Here is a 13,260-nt window from a genome sequence, read left to right on the forward strand (position 1 = left end):
TCGTATGATAGTTCATCTTTTCCTCGCAAAGAAAAAGGGCGCCCCGAGGGACGCCCTTTGTTCAGACTGGTTGTTGGATGGTGTTGGCTAGTTCAGCAGCCTCTTGGTCCAGGCCTTGACGGCGCCGAAGATGCTGGTGAAGGTGGCCACGGTGTCCTCGGGGGTTGGCCCTCCGTAACCGTCGTAGAACCAGCCCTCGTCGTCATCGTAGGCTGTCGAGTAGACCGGCGCGGGGAAGGCGTGCTTCGCCTCATCCTCGGGGATCTCGTCGACGATCATGTATCGACAGGCCCGACCCTTGCCGGTGTATGAAGACTGGAAACCGACGACATCCGCCGGGTTGATCTTGAGCACGACGACGCGCCCTGTGTTGCCGTGGTATTGAGGCAGGTAGTCCCACGAGCAGAAGTGCAGGCCGGCGGAGCAGACACGCGCCTTGTCGTGGTCATATTCAGTCAGGAAGATCGTCGTCCCGACCGCGTTTATGGTGCTGTGGTCGTAGAACGACGTATAGTCGTCATCGACCTTCTTGTAGGCCAGGAAGTAGCCATCAGGTGTGATCGGCATGCCCCCACGTTCGAGCCAGTCGAACAGCTCGTCCCTGACATTGGGGTCGGGGTTGAGCTGCAGCCGCTTGAAGAAGTTGATCCACGGCGTGGCCGGCTGACCTCGACGCACCAGGTCGATGATCCGCATCGTGAGGAAGTTGTTGATCGGCCGGTCATTGTAGGTCATGCCATCCGGGCCGACCTTGACCAGTTCGTCTTCGTAGCCGAGGTGTCGGCGGAGGGCGGCGGCCAGGTCGAATAGGTCTTCGCCAACCTCCGTGCCTTCGCGGAGCCGCTGCTTGATCGTGGCGAAGTTCGGATGGCTGCTGTCGATGGTCTTCAGATCTCCGCCAATGAAGGCGGAGATCGTGTTCCCAGAAATGACGTGCGGGATCATCAGTGATTACCTCGTGATCAGTTTGAGATAGTGGGTCAGGTGCTCATTGTTGTCGCAGAGCACCTTGAGCAGGGGGTAGGCGCTGGTCAGCTTGGTGAACTTCTCGTGGAAGTCCGTCTTCAGCGCCGGCAGGGTCTTGCCGGTCACTTCGGTCCACAGCTGCTGACGAAGGACATCCTCGTAGCTGTTCGACGGCATGTTGATGGCCTTCTGGAGAAGGTCGCGCAGCCGCTTCGGCAGGAGTTCCAGCTTGTCCTTGAGCACGTTGACCAGGCGCTGGTTGCGGAACGCCGTGACGTCCGACTTCACGGCATACGCCCTGGCATTGAAACCGGCGGCGGTGTCGCGGAGCAGATCGTCGAGGTGAACCCAACCCGGCCGGTCCTTCGGCAGGTCGCGCTGGTTCTTCATCAGGACGATGATCTCGGTGTCGACGCCTATATTACGGAGCCGCTTGGTGTAGCGGTCTCTCACCGTGTCGAACTCCAGCACCGTGCCGAAGACGTCGTAGTGGGCGCCCTCGGAGTAGACGTAGATCGCCTTCTCCGGCTCCAGGATGATGCTCCGGTTCTGATCGAAGCGACGGATGTCCTGCTTGGTCAGGGCGACCCGGTACCTCGTGACGCGGGGCAGCTTCAGCCGTTCAATCTTGTTGAGATCGACGACGTCCTCGACGCCGAAGTACTCGACGATCCACTCCTTCTTGGAGGCCTTCACCCACAGGATGTCGGCGTCCTCGTTCTCCTGGCGGAACATCCTGATGCGATCGGCCGGAAAGCGACAGTCGTCAGCCTGCCAGACGATGACGTAGGATTTGAGATCCTCCGGCGTGATCGTCGGGACATCGGCGTAGTGGCGGCGCTGGCCGGTTGGTTGACGGGGCGGCGAGAACTTAATGTCGTCCCAAGCTTCGAGCACCGCAGCGCGACCGGCGTTGATAAAGCCGAACTTGGTGCGCAGCTGACGCTGGCCACGCCATTTCGGTTCCTTGAGCATGGCCTTGCCGAGCCTGCCGCTCAACTCACGATACCGAACGCAGGCATCGAGATAGTTGTCCGGTTCGTCGAGCGCAGCCTGGAGCTCGGTCCTGATGTCCTGGCGCACCTTCTGCCAGATCATCCGCAGATTATCCTTCGTCACCTCGTCGTAGCCAAGCTGCTCGCGAGAGGTGGACACGCTGGCCGTGCCGATCGGCACGTCGATGATGATCGGGATCTGGCGTTCGCCGTTGTCGTCCACGGAGACCAGCTGCTCAATGTCCAGCGGGTAGAGCACGCAGCCCTGACGGATATGGGGCCGGTTGATGTGTCTCGAGTTGACGATGCGATAGTCGGTACCCTCCATGAGGGTCGTGACGCCGGCCGGCGCCCAGTGGTCATTGAGCACGTTCGGCATCGGGTCGAAGCCGATCATCACCTTCTCGATGGCGGTGTGGAAACGGTCGATGTCGCCCTGCTGGACAGGGAACTTGATCATCACACCACCAGGCTCATTGCTCTCGCCCTCGGCGGCCAGGCTCACGGTCGGCATGCCAGTGGCGTCCAGGAAACAGATGTATTCCCGCTTGTACGAGCCGTCGAAGCAGGTGATCGTGTACTGCTTGGTGTAGGCGAAGGCCGACTTCATGCCGAGACCGAGCATGCCGACCTGGTCGTTGTTGTCGCGTTTGTCCGAGCCGAACAGCGTCGTGGCGCGCTGCATCACATCCTCGTGGCTCATGCCGGGGCCGAAGTCCCTGACCATGAAGTACGGGCTGAAGATCGACGGAGCCATCAGGAGGAAAGGCACGTCGTCCTTGCCGACCATGCGGTGGGCATCATAGGCATTGGTGGCGTATTCACGTACCGGCGCCAGGATTTTGTCCGAGTAGATGCCGTCGATGACGGCGTGAAAAGCGAAGGCGTTCATTTCGAAGCCAAAAGAGCGGGCCTCGGTGACACCGGCGGTGTGGAAGTCTTCGGCGCGGGCCGTGTTGAGCATTTTCATGGTCTTGTCCTTGTGCATGGCTTCGCCGTTGCCCCGGATGATCCGAGGCGGGAAGAAGCGATTGAGAAGGGATGTTGGTGTTTAGGCCGCCATGGGCAGCGGACGGAGGACGCGGAGCTGAAGCTCGGCCGCCTGGTAGTTGTCGTGCTGGCCGATGACGCGGCCTGTCGGGCTTGTGACCCAGTACTTGTCCCACCCTCGTTCGAAGGGCAGCTTCATATTGGCGACGTCTGCGCGGGTCAGCACGTCGCCGGTGGTCGGTTCATAGACTTTGATCTGCAAGGAGTGTCTCCATTTGCTTGCGCTTTCCATCCAGGACCCGTGCTACGGGCTGGCCCTTGACGAGCACGAGTTCGGTAAATCCGACCTGGATGATTTCGATGGGTTCGCTGTTGAGTTCGAGGGCTTCGAGCCCTGCCGCGGTGATGTCTTTGCGGCCAAGATGCCAAGCGTCGGTTGTCCACCCCTTCATCCAAAGGGACTTCAGGGTGTTGTACTCGCCGCCGCTGGGGTAGAGGCGGTCGGTCAGGAGCCCTCGGATGAGCATCTCTTTCTGCTTTGGTGTCATGTGAAATGGACCTTCTTGTTGGTGTCACTGGGCGGTGATATTCTCCACCTCCCGTTCACAGACCACGAGACCGTAGTTCTCCAGCTCCTCGAATTTCTTCGCCTGAACGAAGGCCTCGCCGGCAGCTTCGCGGGGATCTTCGTCGGACTCGACGTCGATGGTGAAGCTGTGTATGACGGTCTCGACAATCGTGACGTCGTATTTCTTGGACATGGAGTTTCCCTATGGCAAAGCAGCAGGACATTGATCTGACGGACAAGAGCATGGACGAGCTCGAAGCCATCCACGAAGCCGTGATGCAGGCGAAGGAAGCCCGGGCGATCGAGTTCCAGAATGAACTGATCCGCCAGTACCAGGAGCTTAAGGTGAAGATGGTGAAGGCCGGGGTGGTCAAGGAAGACCAGCTGCCGAACCTCAAGATCCGGGGCTGGACTCGGAAGAGACCAAACTGACGTCGTCCATGTTGACGTCGTTCCTCTTGGTCCAGTCGCGGACCAGGAACATAGGCACGCAGTCCGGAACTTCGATCCGATTGCGCTCGATGACCTCGGGCTCCACGACCTGGGGCTCGAGCACGGCGCCAGCCGGCGCAATTTCCTCCGGGGCCGTGAGCTCCGGGTCTTTCTTCAGGCCCATTAGACCATTCAGCAGCGCTGCCAGCTCCTCCCGCGTGTCGATGCGGATGGTGGCGAGCGCCGCTGGCTTCAGGCCGAGCTGGCGCCGGTGGGCGTCAGCGTCGTTCTTCATCGGGAACCAGCCGCGCTCGACGTTGTAAACAATCATTTCATCAACTCCACGGCGGAGCTGACGTCCACAAGATCGAGGATGGCGCGGTCGATCCGCCGGCGGGCTGTGTCGATGTCCTCGACGTCTTCCAGTTCCCTCATGATAAAGAGGAACAGCGTGTCGCCCACCAGGTCGACCTGGGTCATGTCCTCGACGTGGGCATGGTCGCCGTTCGAGAACGCCTTTGCGGCGGCTTTTTGGTAGGGGTTCATTTCACCAGCTCCTTGGCCTCGCTGACCAGTTTCATGAAGGCGCCGTACTCTTCGCAGAGACGTTCGTCGCTCATGTCTGACAGCATTTCGTCGACATCGTCGTAGGTGACGCCGTCGTCTCGGGCCACGCCGTCCTCATCCTTGAGGGCTTCGAAGTCCTCCTCCGGCGTGGTCAGGCGGGCCATCTGCTCGACGAATTTCTCCATCCGCTCGTACCGGTCGGTGTCGTAGTTCAGGGGTTTCTCGCCGCGGTCGTCGCTGTCGACGAGAATGCCGGTTTTGGTGATCCGGAGATTGACCGGCTCGTCGTGGTCGGGGTCGTAGGCATGGACGACGAGGTGCCCGTCGCTGATCTCGATCCAGACCTCGCGCTTGGTGCCATCCGGGCACTTCGCCTCGATGTCGATCCGAGGCATGGACGACTTGATGTTGACCTCCCAGAGCCGGCGGTCAGCCTCTTCACCATCCGCGATCTTCCAGTCCTGCATGTTCAAACGGACGTGCATGTTCCTGCCTCAATGATTGTGGTGTTGTCGTCGAGCGTGACAGCGTCGATCGTGACCTTGTCGATCAGGTCAGCGACCTTCGCGTGGGTGATCAGTTCGTAGACATGCTCGGCGATCACCTCGGGGGTAATGGGGCCGGCGTAGATGCCGACCGTGATGAAGCAGCTCATGTCGACTTTGAGCCGGACGTTGACGTCGTCGATGCCCATGTCAGAACCCGTGCGGCGACACGTAGCTGCTGCAGAGCAACTCCTGGTCCATGGCATAGCCGCAGTTGTTGGCGTAGTCCCGGTTGGCAGGCGCAGTTGCAGAGCACCCGGCGCAGATCAGCGCCGTGATCAAGATCACGATTTTCATGTTGGTTTCCTTGTTGGGGTAGGGTTGTGGATCAGCGGATCCGGGTGAGGTCGTACTTCTCGGCGTAGCGGTCGACCACGGTCTCCGGATCATCGTCGAAGCTGTACCAGGTGGTCAGGAACTCCTCCTTCTCCTGGCCGGAGTCCTCCACGGTGATGCCGTAGGATCGCTTCATGAGCCAGTCGCAGGATCGGAAGAACTCCTCCTTTGCGGACTTGTCGCTCAGGATCTCACGCTTCGCCATGATGGGGTCGCGAGACGTCTCTCGTGGCTTCAGGGTGCTGACGATCGCGGGCACGATCTCCCAGTCATAGGCGCCGCTCGACCGGTACCATTCGGGCAGCAGCTCGTAGACCTGGAGCACGAACTTGCCGATTGTGATGCTCTCGTGCCGGAGCTCGGCCGAGCCGACGCCCTCCCGGTATTCGAGCCAGGCCTTGTCGGCCTTGCCCCGCTTCGGGACGACGGTGATCTCGTTGAGCCACTCCCAGACGCAGAGCGCCGCCTCCATCTCCAGGTGGCTGTAGGCCTCGGAGATCTCCACTGACATGTTCTGCCGATACACGTGGGCGCCGCTCTCGAGTAGCTCGTTGGCTACCTTCTTTGCAGCATCGTCGGTGGCGACCAGGTCCCGGACGATGCCAGGGATGTGGTCATGCTCGCCTTCGATGTAGAAGAGGTCAATTTTCATTCTGTCTCAGGCTCCGATCTGGTGAGCAGCAGGGTGACGGCGCGCGTCAGGTACTGGCAGTCCTTGACCTTCAGCTCCTTGCCGGTGACACGGCGCATCAGGTCTTCGACCGTGTTCACGATCTCGATCCGGCGGAGGTCGCGGTCGTGATACCAAGGCGCGACTTCGCGTGGCTCGGCGTCGTCGTCGATCAGCTGGCATTGCAGCCACTCGCCGCCGTTCTCGTCTACGAAGACGACCTGGCCGGCCGCGGTGACGGTCTCCTGACCGTCATAATTATGCTGCGTGCCGGTGCCGTCGAAATCGTAGCTGCCGTCTTCGTTGAAGATGACCCCGCAGGTGCCGGGGGTCGTTTCGAGCGTGCCGACAATTTCTGTTCCGTCAGGCGCTTTCATAGGTCACCTCAAATGGTTCGGCGTTCATGAAGATGGTGGAGAACTCGCGCGCCTCCTTTTCCTGGACCTCGAACTGTTCGGCGAGGTGCGGGTGCTTCCACTCGCGAAGCTGGAACGCGTTCAGTTTGAACTTGTCGGCGGCGGCATCGCAGATGTTGGACAGCGACTGGAGGTCGCTGTCGGTGAAGTGGCGGGTGGTCATTCAACCACCTCCATCACGAGGGACCAGTCGGCCTCGCCGGTCTTGGCGAGGTGGCGCAGGACCTTGGCGGCCTGCCTGGGCGTGACCTTGTACCAGTCGACGTAGTCGGCCACCATGCTGGAATTCATTGGCTCGAACAGCGCCAACCGGGTGGCGGCGTCGAGGTTGAGAAGGTCGCCGGCGAATTCTTCGTACCACCCGATCTCTCTGGTGCTCCGGGGGGTGCTGCGGATCTCGCCATTCTCGCCGAGGACGAGACACGCCCAGCCGGCGATGCACGCCGTGCTGTTGCACTGGAAGCCGACGTTCGTGCTTTCCCCCGGGTCCTTCCTTCCCATGTAGCTTCCCATGTTGAAGCCACGTTGGTGCTTGCTCGGGATGTTTTCGAGGAAGGCGGCCAGGTTGTTGATGGCGTCGATGTTCATGCGCGGGTCTCCTAAACTTCCACCACCGTGATGGCGGCGATTTCGTTGATGTCGAGGATGGGTGTGTCCTGGCCGCCGATAGCGTCGAGCATCAGCACGCCGTCGTCGGCGTAGATCTCGGGCAGGCCGTCGTAGCGTTGCCCGTTTTTCATCAGGACGTGGAAATGGTAGCCGCCGAGAGCCTCACAGATGTCGGCACCTACGGCGAAGGCGGCGCGGATCACTGGCGTCGGTGGAATAGGCTTGTGAGCCATTTCAACTTCTCCTTCAGGTTGTGCCAGATGATTGGCCACAGAGGGATGTCGAGCACCGTCTCGTCAGCCGAGTGGGTGTCGAGATCGCCGCAGAATTTCTGGATGTGCTCCCAGGGGTCTTCCAGGAACTGCTCGAAGGTGATCAGGTCGCTGTTGTCAGCAACCACTTCGTCGAAGAGGTAGCGATAGAGCTCGGTCTCCGTCGCAAAAGCGAAGGACTGGGTGCCGTTGCGATCATCAATCGCCAGGGTCTGGACGGTGATCTTCATGCCACCACCAGCTGGTTCGTGAGTTCGTTGTCGGAATGATCCGAGACCACGTCCTCATCGTTGCCGTGGATCAGCAGGACGGAGCCGATCTTGGTTTTGTCCTGGCGCCGGAAAACCAGCTGGGTCTCGTCGGTGGCGGCGATCTCGGCGGTGATCTTCTCGTAGTCGCCGGACCTCTTGAGGGCCCATTCCTCGCCGTCGTAGACGGAGACGACGTAGCCCAGGCCCAGGGCTTTCTTGATCAGGGCGCCAACGATCTTGGCCTCGGTCGGCCGCATGTAGCTGGGGAATGCCATTAATCTCTCCTTCGGTTACATTCGGCGCCGTATTCTTTCCAGCGCGGCAGGACGTACTGGGCGGCCAACAGGCGGTCGTTCTCGTCCTGTGTGTTGCCCCAGGCATGAATGGAAAGGGCCCGCACCATGTTCTGGAGCGGGCCCTTGGTGTTGTTGATGCCGAGGATCTCGACGGCTCTATCCATTGTCATGATCATCGAAATCCTCCTTGGTGACGTAGCGGGCCAGGCGGAGTCGGCCTCGATCATCGAACCGGAGGAAGAAACCGGCGTTGGACAGCTCGACTTGCATGTCGTTGATGGCGCGGATCTGCTGGACCGCTCGGCCAGGCAAGGATTGGCGCCGGGATTGGCCACGGAGGTTTTCCTGCACCTCCTGGATCTCGCGCCACGTCTTGACGCCGGCATGGCGCCACGTCATGACCTGGGGCTTGGTCAGGGCCATGAACTGGTCCAGTGTGGTAATGTTGTAGGCGTCGAGCCTGTTTGCGGCGCGGATGCTCAGTTCGAGGTCGGCGATCTCGGGGGAGTTCGGCATGCAATGCTCCAGATGGTGTGCCACCAGCGGCGCCGGCGGGGTTGCCTAAATTTCAGGTTGTGGGCGTCCAAAAGCTTCTGGATCTTGGCGTCGGCGGTTCGCACCTCACCTTCGGTGAAGCCCCGCGCGGTGGTCACCTCGGAGAGCCTCACGATCTTCAGCATCGCTTTGTGGCGGGGGTTCACAGTTCGTGGACCTCCTTCATGAGGGCGAGGTAGCGCGCGGGGCGCGGGTGGATGTTGAAGCGCTCGGCGATCGCCGGCCCGTCGCAGTCGTAGAGACGTGCGACAACGCTGGTCTCGCCCTTTTCACAGGGCTGGTCGTGGCAGAGGACCCAGTGGCTGTAGCGCTTGCCCCAGATGGCGCGGAGCTTCATCTGAGCATTTCTTCGAGCAGCGCGGCGCGCATGTCATCGCAACTGCGCTCGAGCTGCTCCAGGAACTCGAACTGGTCCGAGCGGGTTGTGTCGGGGCGGAAGACGATGCGGACCTTGCCAAGGTCGCGCTGCCATCCCAAACTTTCGAGTGGCGTGCCTGCGATGAGGACTTTCATTCTGTGTCTCCTGAGCGATTGAATTTCATCAAGCCCACGAAACCGTTGCTCGTGCGGGAGCCGCCAGTCAGCGACGACTGGCTGCACGAGATCAAATACGATGGCTTCCGGGTTCAGCTGATCCTGGATTGGGCGGGTGCTCGTGCCTTCACCAGGAACGAGCATGATTGGTCGAGGCGCTTCTGGCCTGTGATTGACGCGGCCGAAAAGCTACCGGCCAAGTCTTTCATCCTGGACGGAGAGATGATCGCCCCGGAGCCCGATGGGCGGCCGAACTTCCTCCAGATGCACTCCCGCATGACTTGGAATGCCGAATTGCTCGCCTATGTCGCCTTCGACATCCTGTACCTGGACGGGGAAGACCTGCGTGCCTTGCCGCTGATCGAGCGTAAGGCCAAGCTCTGGGAGCTGGTGAAGCCCGCGACGGGTATCATCCAGTATTCGGCCCATGTGGAGGGTGGCGGCGCCGAGTTTTACGAGGCCGCCCAGAAGATGGGCTTGGAAGGGATTGTCTCAAAGCGCCGGCACAGCTCCTATAAGAGCGGGGCGACCGACGCGTGGGTCAAGACGAAGTCGCCGAACTATCTCCGGCGAGAGCGGAAGCTCCGGCGAGTCGCCTAGCTGCGCGGGCGGCTTCCTTGGCGCCGGTGACGCCGCGGTAGTCCTTCTTCCCGCGCTTGATCAGCTCCTTGCCGATGTTCTTGTTCGTGACTGGCTTGCAGCGCTGGTATTGGTGACGGATGCTCATTTGGGATACTCCGGGTGATAGATGTAGAGGATGCCGCTGGTCTCGAAGCCCCTGACGCCGACCCGGTTCCATTTGCAGAGCAGGCGCAGGAAGCCGAGCTCGCCACAGGAGCCGATACGGTGGAACACGTCGGCGTCCTCGATCTCGACGGTCTCCTTGTGGGCGAGCCTGGAGGCCTTGAAGGTCCAGCGGGTGTAGGTGTGGACGGTCATGCCGGCTCCTCTATGATACGGGCATTCACGAAGGCATCAGGGTGGGGCTTGATCATCCAGGGGTAACAGCTTGCCGGCCCCCAATTCGGCGAGTACCGGATGCCGAGGTCGGCCAGCATCCAGCTTCGGGTTTTGAAGTGGGAGACCCGGCAAACGGTACAGTGCTCGGAGCGCGTCGGGCCGTAGTTGAACCATCCTCCGTGGATAGTACGCTCCACGACCACACGGTCGCCGACCTCATACTCGTACCCTTCGGAGCCGTCGCTCCAGCGATGGATGATCACAGCCGCATCTCCCGCACGAGGTTCTGGTTCTGGCGATGGAACCAGACGGCCAGCTTCTTGGCGGAGTCGATCGCTGCCCTGGGCCAGTCGAGGGCACGGTCGGTGATCAGCTTCTCGATCTCGGCGTCATCCGTGCCGACATGCTGGCGACCGACCAGCCACCGTACCGACTGGATGGGCACGCGGGGGTGGACGCGGTGGCGCTTGCCATCGAGCGTGAAAGACTTCATATTGCCCTCCTGATAGGAATTTATTCATGCGTGTCAGCCCACCCACGATCGAAGAGTTTGCGTTCCACGTTGAGGTGTGGAGTCCCGATGATCAGCGGGTGGATGAGACGATGGCGGTGGCGAAGAATATCCGCGTGGCGCGGGCGGCCTACGATGAGACGCTGGCCGTGAGAGAGGGCCGGATCGTGAAACTACGACACGGCGCTCGGATCATTCTGCCGGACTAGATGGCCAGGTGCGGTCGAGGAAGGCATTCCATGCCTCCTTGGTGAAGGCCATCTGCGAGGCTTCGAAGTGCGCGCCGGTCTCGACCGACACGAACGTGCCCCGCTCAGTCGGGTGAGCGGTGACGATGTGGTAGTTGTCCTGTCCGTTGGAGCCGACCATCTGCCAGCGCTTTGCACGCTCGACGTTGTCCTTGGTGTAGGGGTCGAGATGGACGGGGCAGCATTTCTTGAAGCCGTAGACGGCCAGGCAGTAGTAGCGAGCCGGGTTGGTCATGTCGGCTCCCAGCATTTGGTGATGGCTTCCCAGATCACGGCGTCGTAGCGGTCGTAGCTCGCGGGGTACGTCCCGCCGTTGCCAGCCAGCTCGCTGATCATCTCGACGGTGTTGTCGAACTCGCCGGCCTCGTTCTCGTGCTCGTGGAGCTCGTCCCAGAAATCGGCCATGGCGGCGGCGGCGACCTTGGCCTTCTTGACCAGGCGGTTCTTCTGGTCATCGTTTATGTGCTCGGTCACGGGTCATTTCCTCGTACATGTTGCGGGTGTGGCCGTTCATCTCTTCGTGCGTCAGGTTGTGATCGACCCGGATGCAGAGAGGGTGGGCGCCGGAGTAGCGATTGATGGCGATCGCGTCGTCGGCGCAGTAGTAGCCGTAGGTGCCGCGGTTGTAGAAAACGGCATGCGATTGGCTGCACGCCGTCCGGTTGCAGATCCCGCCGAAGACCGACCCCTTGTGACCGGCGTGGTTCGGGTATTTCTGCGGGTGTGGAGGCACCTTGACCTCGAAGTGAGGCAGTTTCGGCTCGGGAGGCGGTGCCCAACGCGCGTGAGGGGCGACATGGCGCAGCCGGCGCGAGAGGTCTTTCGAATAGCTCATGGTCACGCCGCCTCCCGGATGATCGCCGTCTCGCTCATTTTGAAATACATGACGGCGAGCTGGCGGTAGTGCTGGTTGGTAATGTCAGCGATCCGCTCCATTTCCTCGGCGGTCGCGATGATCTGCACCGGGATGACCCGGTCCTGGTAGAGAACGGCGGTCGCGGGATCGACCCACTGGCCCTTGCCCGGGGGCAGGATGGTGAGGCCGCCGGTGATCGAGCGGACTCGACGATCCCACTCACGATGGTGGCGGGTCCGGACGGGCTTGCCGTCGTTGTAGTTGCACGGCACGAGGATCTGCCAAAGGCACTTCAGAGCATCGGCCATTGGAACTCCTCGTTCAGTTCTCGCCCATCAGGGCTGCATTCGCTGATGATGGCCTCGAACTCCGGTTCGGATTGCTCCTTGAGGAAGTTCAGGGCCTGTTGGTGGAGACGCGAGCCGGCGTGGGCCTTGGTGTAGACGTGGTTCCAGGCCTTCATGTCGCGCATATCGCCGGTGAAGGCGTCGCTCTCATCGCAGGCCTGGAGCTGAAACGGGTGGTCGCCGTTCTCATTCAGGATTGATCCGCTGGCTTCGAAGATGTCCCAGCCTTCCGCTTGCGCGTCGAACTGGTGTTCGGGGGGCCACTCAGTCATTGAGCAACTCCCTGTATTGGCGGAGCCGATCCAGGATCTGGTCCGGCGTGAACTTCTCGTACAGGCCGTCGAGGTTCGGGGCCTGGCGCTCCTGCATGAAGGTTCGGGTAGGCTGGCCGATCGGCACGATGTCATCGTACTGGTCGAGCACGATCACCGTGCTCTCGGCGTGCATGCGGATGGTGTGAAAATCCCTGGCCCACATCTGGTAGCTGTGGCCGGGGATGTGGAACTCACGGGTGCGCTCGAAGAGCCGAGCCTCACGCTTCCAGGTGAAGCCGTCGCCGCCGTTGAGCGGGGTGCGCCACTCGAACTCGTTGTAGACCTTCCCGTATTTGTCGTTCGGGATGTAGACCGAGTTCGACATCACGCCGGACAGCACGGTGGTCTTGAAGTGGTAGCGGTGGTCGTGCGGGTTCACCACCTCCGGCAGCTGGCTCACGTTCCCGTCGAAGAAATAGACCTTGCGGGTGTGCTCGGGCGTCCGCTTGACGCAGAGGTAGTCGAAGCCCTTGACGTGGAAGTTGCGGAACGAGTGCTGGATCATGTCGTCCATGTTCATGCTCGGCGCTCCTTCTCGGCCCGCTGCTCGGCGAGGATCTTCTCGGCCGTTTCGACCAGATGCTTCGGCGGGTACTCGGGGGTCTGGAGCTCGAAGCCCCAGGCGGTGGCGATGGCCCTGGCAACTTTGATCTGGTCGTCGGTGAACACGCGCTCGCCGGCGTTGGCGCCGAACTGGTGCAGGTAGGTTTCGAAGTTGCCGTCATCCAGCGAATGGAGATTGCCGGCGTGGGCCGTCACGGCGACCGGCCAGGTGTCGGCCAGGCCGACGACCTTCTCGTCGGGGATGACGAGCGTGTCGCCGTTCTCGATGTCCTCCATGCACTGGGTGCAGTCGTAAGCGTCACCGGTGCTGTCGAAGAAGTGGACCTTGATGGTGTCGAACATGATCGTCCTCAGTTGGTGGGCAGGCCCCAACCATCCACGCCCTCGGTGCAGGTGCGACACCGGGCCAACATGCGTTGCCGTTAAGTGGATGGTTGGGTGACCCACAGGAGGAGAGC

Annotated in this window: 34 protein-coding genes; 3 read left to right on the top strand and 31 right to left on the bottom strand. The window is 61.3% G+C overall.

Annotation, left to right across the window (positions count from 1 at the left end):
* Positions 1 to 87: 87 nt before the first annotated feature.
* The 5 genes from FJ949_RS09335 to FJ949_RS09355 form a co-directional block, all read right to left on the bottom strand.
* Positions 88 to 945 carry a hypothetical protein gene (locus FJ949_RS09335; RefSeq protein ID WP_140495420.1) on the bottom strand — a complete coding sequence of 286 codons (858 nt, stop codon included), beginning with the start codon at positions 943 to 945 and terminating at the stop codon, positions 88 to 90.
* A gap of 6 nt (positions 946 to 951) precedes the next feature.
* On the bottom strand, positions 952 to 2,931 hold the full coding sequence (locus tag FJ949_RS09340) for a hypothetical protein (RefSeq protein ID WP_140495422.1): 1,980 nt from the start codon (positions 2,929 to 2,931) through the stop codon (positions 952 to 954).
* An 81-nt stretch (positions 2,932 to 3,012) separates the two neighbouring features.
* Positions 3,013 to 3,213 (bottom strand): hypothetical protein, encoded by a 201-nt coding sequence (locus FJ949_RS09345; protein ID WP_140495428.1) that lies wholly within the window; start codon positions 3,211 to 3,213, stop codon positions 3,013 to 3,015.
* On the bottom strand, positions 3,194 to 3,499 hold the full coding sequence (locus FJ949_RS09350; protein WP_140495430.1) for a hypothetical protein: 306 nt from the start codon (positions 3,497 to 3,499) through the stop codon (positions 3,194 to 3,196). The genes FJ949_RS09345 and FJ949_RS09350 overlap by 20 nt, the downstream gene beginning before the upstream one ends.
* Before the next feature lie 24 nt (positions 3,500 to 3,523).
* Positions 3,524 to 3,712 (bottom strand): hypothetical protein, encoded by a 189-nt coding sequence (locus FJ949_RS09355; RefSeq protein WP_140495432.1) that lies wholly within the window; start codon positions 3,710 to 3,712, stop codon positions 3,524 to 3,526.
* An 11-nt stretch (positions 3,713 to 3,723) separates the two neighbouring features.
* Here FJ949_RS09355 and FJ949_RS09360 point away from each other — a divergent pair, with 11 nt between their 5' ends.
* Complete coding sequence (locus tag FJ949_RS09360; protein ID WP_140495434.1) at positions 3,724 to 3,951, top strand: hypothetical protein; 228 nt, start codon at positions 3,724 to 3,726, stop codon at positions 3,949 to 3,951.
* Here the strand turns inward: FJ949_RS09360 and FJ949_RS09365 are convergent.
* The 16 genes from FJ949_RS09365 to FJ949_RS09435 all read right to left on the bottom strand — a co-directional run bounded on the left by FJ949_RS09365 (position 3,914) and on the right by FJ949_RS09435 (position 8,981).
* The gene (locus FJ949_RS09365) at positions 3,914 to 4,282 is read right to left on the bottom strand and encodes a hypothetical protein (protein ID WP_140495436.1); all 369 of its coding nucleotides are present in this window, start codon (positions 4,280 to 4,282) and stop codon (positions 3,914 to 3,916) included. The genes FJ949_RS09360 and FJ949_RS09365 overlap by 38 nt on opposite strands.
* On the bottom strand, positions 4,279 to 4,497 hold the full coding sequence (locus FJ949_RS09370; RefSeq protein ID WP_140495437.1) for a hypothetical protein: 219 nt from the start codon (positions 4,495 to 4,497) through the stop codon (positions 4,279 to 4,281). Before FJ949_RS09370 ends, FJ949_RS09365 begins: the two co-directional genes overlap by 4 nt.
* On the bottom strand, positions 4,494 to 4,991 hold the full coding sequence (locus FJ949_RS09375) for a hypothetical protein (RefSeq protein ID WP_140495439.1): 498 nt from the start codon (positions 4,989 to 4,991) through the stop codon (positions 4,494 to 4,496). Before FJ949_RS09375 ends, FJ949_RS09370 begins: the two co-directional genes overlap by 4 nt.
* Positions 4,988 to 5,212, bottom strand: a complete 225-nt coding sequence (locus FJ949_RS09380) for a hypothetical protein (RefSeq protein WP_140495441.1) — start codon at positions 5,210 to 5,212, stop codon at positions 4,988 to 4,990. The genes FJ949_RS09375 and FJ949_RS09380 overlap by 4 nt, the downstream gene beginning before the upstream one ends.
* A 1-nt stretch (position 5,213) precedes the next feature.
* Complete coding sequence (locus tag FJ949_RS30280; RefSeq protein ID WP_181173120.1) at positions 5,214 to 5,360, bottom strand: hypothetical protein; 147 nt, start codon at positions 5,358 to 5,360, stop codon at positions 5,214 to 5,216.
* A gap of 31 nt (positions 5,361 to 5,391) precedes the next feature.
* Entirely contained in the window at positions 5,392 to 6,051 is a 660-nt protein-coding gene (locus tag FJ949_RS09385) for a hypothetical protein (protein WP_140495442.1), read from the bottom strand.
* On the bottom strand, positions 6,048 to 6,446 hold the full coding sequence (locus tag FJ949_RS09390) for a hypothetical protein (protein ID WP_140495444.1): 399 nt from the start codon (positions 6,444 to 6,446) through the stop codon (positions 6,048 to 6,050). The genes FJ949_RS09385 and FJ949_RS09390 overlap by 4 nt, the downstream gene beginning before the upstream one ends.
* Complete coding sequence (locus FJ949_RS09395; protein WP_140495445.1) at positions 6,433 to 6,648, bottom strand: hypothetical protein; 216 nt, start codon at positions 6,646 to 6,648, stop codon at positions 6,433 to 6,435. The genes FJ949_RS09390 and FJ949_RS09395 overlap by 14 nt, the downstream gene beginning before the upstream one ends.
* A complete protein-coding gene (locus FJ949_RS09400; protein WP_140495447.1) occupies positions 6,645 to 7,073 on the bottom strand; it encodes a hypothetical protein in 429 nt (142 codons plus the stop codon). The genes FJ949_RS09395 and FJ949_RS09400 overlap by 4 nt, the downstream gene beginning before the upstream one ends.
* A gap of 11 nt (positions 7,074 to 7,084) precedes the next feature.
* Complete coding sequence (locus FJ949_RS09405; protein WP_140495449.1) at positions 7,085 to 7,327, bottom strand: hypothetical protein; 243 nt, start codon at positions 7,325 to 7,327, stop codon at positions 7,085 to 7,087.
* A complete protein-coding gene (locus FJ949_RS09410) occupies positions 7,294 to 7,596 on the bottom strand; it encodes a hypothetical protein (protein WP_140495450.1) in 303 nt (100 codons plus the stop codon). Before FJ949_RS09410 ends, FJ949_RS09405 begins: the two co-directional genes overlap by 34 nt.
* On the bottom strand, positions 7,593 to 7,892 hold the full coding sequence (locus tag FJ949_RS09415) for a hypothetical protein (RefSeq protein ID WP_140495452.1): 300 nt from the start codon (positions 7,890 to 7,892) through the stop codon (positions 7,593 to 7,595). Before FJ949_RS09415 ends, FJ949_RS09410 begins: the two co-directional genes overlap by 4 nt.
* The gene (locus FJ949_RS09420; RefSeq protein ID WP_140495454.1) at positions 7,892 to 8,083 is read right to left on the bottom strand and encodes a hypothetical protein; all 192 of its coding nucleotides are present in this window, start codon (positions 8,081 to 8,083) and stop codon (positions 7,892 to 7,894) included. The genes FJ949_RS09415 and FJ949_RS09420 overlap by 1 nt, the downstream gene beginning before the upstream one ends.
* On the bottom strand, positions 8,070 to 8,429 hold the full coding sequence (locus tag FJ949_RS09425) for a DNA-directed RNA polymerase subunit alpha C-terminal domain-containing protein (RefSeq protein ID WP_140495457.1): 360 nt from the start codon (positions 8,427 to 8,429) through the stop codon (positions 8,070 to 8,072). Before FJ949_RS09425 ends, FJ949_RS09420 begins: the two co-directional genes overlap by 14 nt.
* Positions 8,430 to 8,610: 181 nt before the next feature.
* Positions 8,611 to 8,805 (bottom strand): AAC(3) family N-acetyltransferase, encoded by a 195-nt coding sequence (locus FJ949_RS09430; protein WP_140495460.1) that lies wholly within the window; start codon positions 8,803 to 8,805, stop codon positions 8,611 to 8,613.
* A complete protein-coding gene (locus FJ949_RS09435; RefSeq protein ID WP_140495462.1) occupies positions 8,802 to 8,981 on the bottom strand; it encodes a hypothetical protein in 180 nt (59 codons plus the stop codon). Before FJ949_RS09435 ends, FJ949_RS09430 begins: the two co-directional genes overlap by 4 nt.
* A gap of 18 nt (positions 8,982 to 8,999) precedes the next feature.
* Here FJ949_RS09435 and FJ949_RS09440 point away from each other — a divergent pair, with 18 nt between their 5' ends.
* Complete coding sequence (locus tag FJ949_RS09440; RefSeq protein WP_246680003.1) at positions 9,000 to 9,602, top strand: RNA ligase family protein; 603 nt, start codon at positions 9,000 to 9,002, stop codon at positions 9,600 to 9,602.
* A 123-nt stretch (positions 9,603 to 9,725) separates the two neighbouring features.
* Here FJ949_RS09440 and FJ949_RS09445 read toward each other — a convergent pair whose 3' ends face one another.
* From FJ949_RS09445 to FJ949_RS09455, 3 genes are read right to left on the bottom strand one after another with little or no spacing between them, the layout of a single operon-like run.
* A complete protein-coding gene (locus FJ949_RS09445; RefSeq protein WP_140495464.1) occupies positions 9,726 to 9,941 on the bottom strand; it encodes a hypothetical protein in 216 nt (71 codons plus the stop codon).
* Positions 9,938 to 10,225 carry a hypothetical protein gene (locus FJ949_RS09450; RefSeq protein WP_140495466.1) on the bottom strand — a complete coding sequence of 96 codons (288 nt, stop codon included), beginning with the start codon at positions 10,223 to 10,225 and terminating at the stop codon, positions 9,938 to 9,940. The genes FJ949_RS09445 and FJ949_RS09450 overlap by 4 nt, the downstream gene beginning before the upstream one ends.
* The gene (locus tag FJ949_RS09455; RefSeq protein ID WP_140495467.1) at positions 10,222 to 10,455 is read right to left on the bottom strand and encodes a hypothetical protein; all 234 of its coding nucleotides are present in this window, start codon (positions 10,453 to 10,455) and stop codon (positions 10,222 to 10,224) included. The genes FJ949_RS09450 and FJ949_RS09455 overlap by 4 nt, the downstream gene beginning before the upstream one ends.
* A 26-nt stretch (positions 10,456 to 10,481) precedes the next feature.
* On the opposite strand from FJ949_RS09455, the gene FJ949_RS09460 reads away from it, so the two are divergent.
* A complete protein-coding gene (locus tag FJ949_RS09460; protein WP_140495468.1) occupies positions 10,482 to 10,682 on the top strand; it encodes a hypothetical protein in 201 nt (66 codons plus the stop codon).
* Here FJ949_RS09460 and FJ949_RS09465 read toward each other — a convergent pair.
* Genes FJ949_RS09465 through FJ949_RS09495 form a run of 7 tightly spaced genes read right to left on the bottom strand, consistent with a single transcriptional unit; the run spans position 10,666 to position 13,144 of the window.
* Positions 10,666 to 10,956, bottom strand: coding sequence for a hypothetical protein (locus FJ949_RS09465; protein ID WP_140495469.1), 291 nt, complete (start codon positions 10,954 to 10,956; stop codon positions 10,666 to 10,668). The genes FJ949_RS09460 and FJ949_RS09465 overlap by 17 nt on opposite strands.
* Positions 10,953 to 11,195: a hypothetical protein gene (locus FJ949_RS09470; protein ID WP_140495470.1), complete on the bottom strand. Its 243-nt coding sequence runs from the start codon at positions 11,193 to 11,195 to the stop codon at positions 10,953 to 10,955. Before FJ949_RS09470 ends, FJ949_RS09465 begins: the two co-directional genes overlap by 4 nt.
* The gene (locus FJ949_RS09475; RefSeq protein ID WP_140495471.1) at positions 11,173 to 11,556 is read right to left on the bottom strand and encodes a hypothetical protein; all 384 of its coding nucleotides are present in this window, start codon (positions 11,554 to 11,556) and stop codon (positions 11,173 to 11,175) included. Before FJ949_RS09475 ends, FJ949_RS09470 begins: the two co-directional genes overlap by 23 nt.
* Positions 11,557 to 11,558: 2 nt before the next feature.
* A complete protein-coding gene (locus FJ949_RS09480; protein WP_210242133.1) occupies positions 11,559 to 11,885 on the bottom strand; it encodes a hypothetical protein in 327 nt (108 codons plus the stop codon).
* A complete protein-coding gene (locus FJ949_RS09485) occupies positions 11,870 to 12,196 on the bottom strand; it encodes a hypothetical protein (protein ID WP_140495472.1) in 327 nt (108 codons plus the stop codon). Before FJ949_RS09485 ends, FJ949_RS09480 begins: the two co-directional genes overlap by 16 nt.
* On the bottom strand, positions 12,189 to 12,758 hold the full coding sequence (locus tag FJ949_RS09490) for a hypothetical protein (protein WP_140495473.1): 570 nt from the start codon (positions 12,756 to 12,758) through the stop codon (positions 12,189 to 12,191). The genes FJ949_RS09485 and FJ949_RS09490 overlap by 8 nt, the downstream gene beginning before the upstream one ends.
* The gene (locus FJ949_RS09495; protein ID WP_140495474.1) at positions 12,755 to 13,144 is read right to left on the bottom strand and encodes a hypothetical protein; all 390 of its coding nucleotides are present in this window, start codon (positions 13,142 to 13,144) and stop codon (positions 12,755 to 12,757) included. Before FJ949_RS09495 ends, FJ949_RS09490 begins: the two co-directional genes overlap by 4 nt.
* Positions 13,145 to 13,260: the final 116 nt, after the last annotated feature.

This window comes from Mesorhizobium sp. B2-4-1, assembly GCF_006442185.1.
Lineage (GTDB): Bacteria > Pseudomonadota > Alphaproteobacteria > Rhizobiales > Rhizobiaceae > Mesorhizobium.

Bases quoted from the DNA above. Each gene is read 5' to 3' on its own strand.
- FJ949_RS09335 (WP_140495420.1), bottom strand. From the start codon at position 945: ATGATCCCGCACGTCATTTCTGGGAACACGATCTCCGCCTTCATTGGC.
- FJ949_RS09340 (WP_140495422.1), bottom strand. From the start codon at position 2,931: ATGAAAATGCTCAACACGGCCCGCGCCGAAGACTTCCACACCGCCGGT.
- FJ949_RS09350 (WP_140495430.1), bottom strand. From the start codon at position 3,499: ATGACACCAAAGCAGAAAGAGATGCTCATCCGAGGGCTCCTGACCGAC.
- FJ949_RS09355 (WP_140495432.1), bottom strand. From the start codon at position 3,712: ATGTCCAAGAAATACGACGTCACGATTGTCGAGACCGTCATACACAGC.
- FJ949_RS09360 (WP_140495434.1), top strand. From the start codon at position 3,724: ATGGCAAAGCAGCAGGACATTGATCTGACGGACAAGAGCATGGACGAG.
- FJ949_RS09365 (WP_140495436.1), bottom strand. From the start codon at position 4,282: ATGATTGTTTACAACGTCGAGCGCGGCTGGTTCCCGATGAAGAACGAC.
- FJ949_RS09370 (WP_140495437.1), bottom strand. From the start codon at position 4,497: ATGAACCCCTACCAAAAAGCCGCCGCAAAGGCGTTCTCGAACGGCGAC.
- FJ949_RS09380 (WP_140495441.1), bottom strand. From the start codon at position 5,212: ATGGGCATCGACGACGTCAACGTCCGGCTCAAAGTCGACATGAGCTGC.
- FJ949_RS30280 (WP_181173120.1), bottom strand. From the start codon at position 5,360: ATGAAAATCGTGATCTTGATCACGGCGCTGATCTGCGCCGGGTGCTCT.
- FJ949_RS09385 (WP_140495442.1), bottom strand. From the start codon at position 6,051: ATGAAAATTGACCTCTTCTACATCGAAGGCGAGCATGACCACATCCCT.
- FJ949_RS09390 (WP_140495444.1), bottom strand. From the start codon at position 6,446: ATGAAAGCGCCTGACGGAACAGAAATTGTCGGCACGCTCGAAACGACC.
- FJ949_RS09395 (WP_140495445.1), bottom strand. From the start codon at position 6,648: ATGACCACCCGCCACTTCACCGACAGCGACCTCCAGTCGCTGTCCAAC.
- FJ949_RS09400 (WP_140495447.1), bottom strand. From the start codon at position 7,073: ATGAACATCGACGCCATCAACAACCTGGCCGCCTTCCTCGAAAACATC.
- FJ949_RS09405 (WP_140495449.1), bottom strand. From the start codon at position 7,327: ATGGCTCACAAGCCTATTCCACCGACGCCAGTGATCCGCGCCGCCTTC.
- FJ949_RS09410 (WP_140495450.1), bottom strand. From the start codon at position 7,596: ATGAAGATCACCGTCCAGACCCTGGCGATTGATGATCGCAACGGCACC.
- FJ949_RS09415 (WP_140495452.1), bottom strand. From the start codon at position 7,892: ATGGCATTCCCCAGCTACATGCGGCCGACCGAGGCCAAGATCGTTGGC.
- FJ949_RS09420 (WP_140495454.1), bottom strand. From the start codon at position 8,083: ATGACAATGGATAGAGCCGTCGAGATCCTCGGCATCAACAACACCAAG.
- FJ949_RS09425 (WP_140495457.1), bottom strand. From the start codon at position 8,429: ATGCCGAACTCCCCCGAGATCGCCGACCTCGAACTGAGCATCCGCGCC.
- FJ949_RS09430 (WP_140495460.1), bottom strand. From the start codon at position 8,805: ATGAAGCTCCGCGCCATCTGGGGCAAGCGCTACAGCCACTGGGTCCTC.
- FJ949_RS09435 (WP_140495462.1), bottom strand. From the start codon at position 8,981: ATGAAAGTCCTCATCGCAGGCACGCCACTCGAAAGTTTGGGATGGCAG.
- FJ949_RS09445 (WP_140495464.1), bottom strand. From the start codon at position 9,941: ATGACCGTCCACACCTACACCCGCTGGACCTTCAAGGCCTCCAGGCTC.
- FJ949_RS09455 (WP_140495467.1), bottom strand. From the start codon at position 10,455: ATGAAGTCTTTCACGCTCGATGGCAAGCGCCACCGCGTCCACCCCCGC.
- FJ949_RS09460 (WP_140495468.1), top strand. From the start codon at position 10,482: ATGCGTGTCAGCCCACCCACGATCGAAGAGTTTGCGTTCCACGTTGAG.
- FJ949_RS09465 (WP_140495469.1), bottom strand. From the start codon at position 10,956: ATGACCAACCCGGCTCGCTACTACTGCCTGGCCGTCTACGGCTTCAAG.
- FJ949_RS09475 (WP_140495471.1), bottom strand. From the start codon at position 11,556: ATGAGCTATTCGAAAGACCTCTCGCGCCGGCTGCGCCATGTCGCCCCT.
- FJ949_RS09480 (WP_210242133.1), bottom strand. From the start codon at position 11,885: ATGGCCGATGCTCTGAAGTGCCTTTGGCAGATCCTCGTGCCGTGCAAC.
- FJ949_RS09485 (WP_140495472.1), bottom strand. From the start codon at position 12,196: ATGACTGAGTGGCCCCCCGAACACCAGTTCGACGCGCAAGCGGAAGGC.
- FJ949_RS09490 (WP_140495473.1), bottom strand. From the start codon at position 12,758: ATGAACATGGACGACATGATCCAGCACTCGTTCCGCAACTTCCACGTC.
- FJ949_RS09495 (WP_140495474.1), bottom strand. From the start codon at position 13,144: ATGTTCGACACCATCAAGGTCCACTTCTTCGACAGCACCGGTGACGCT.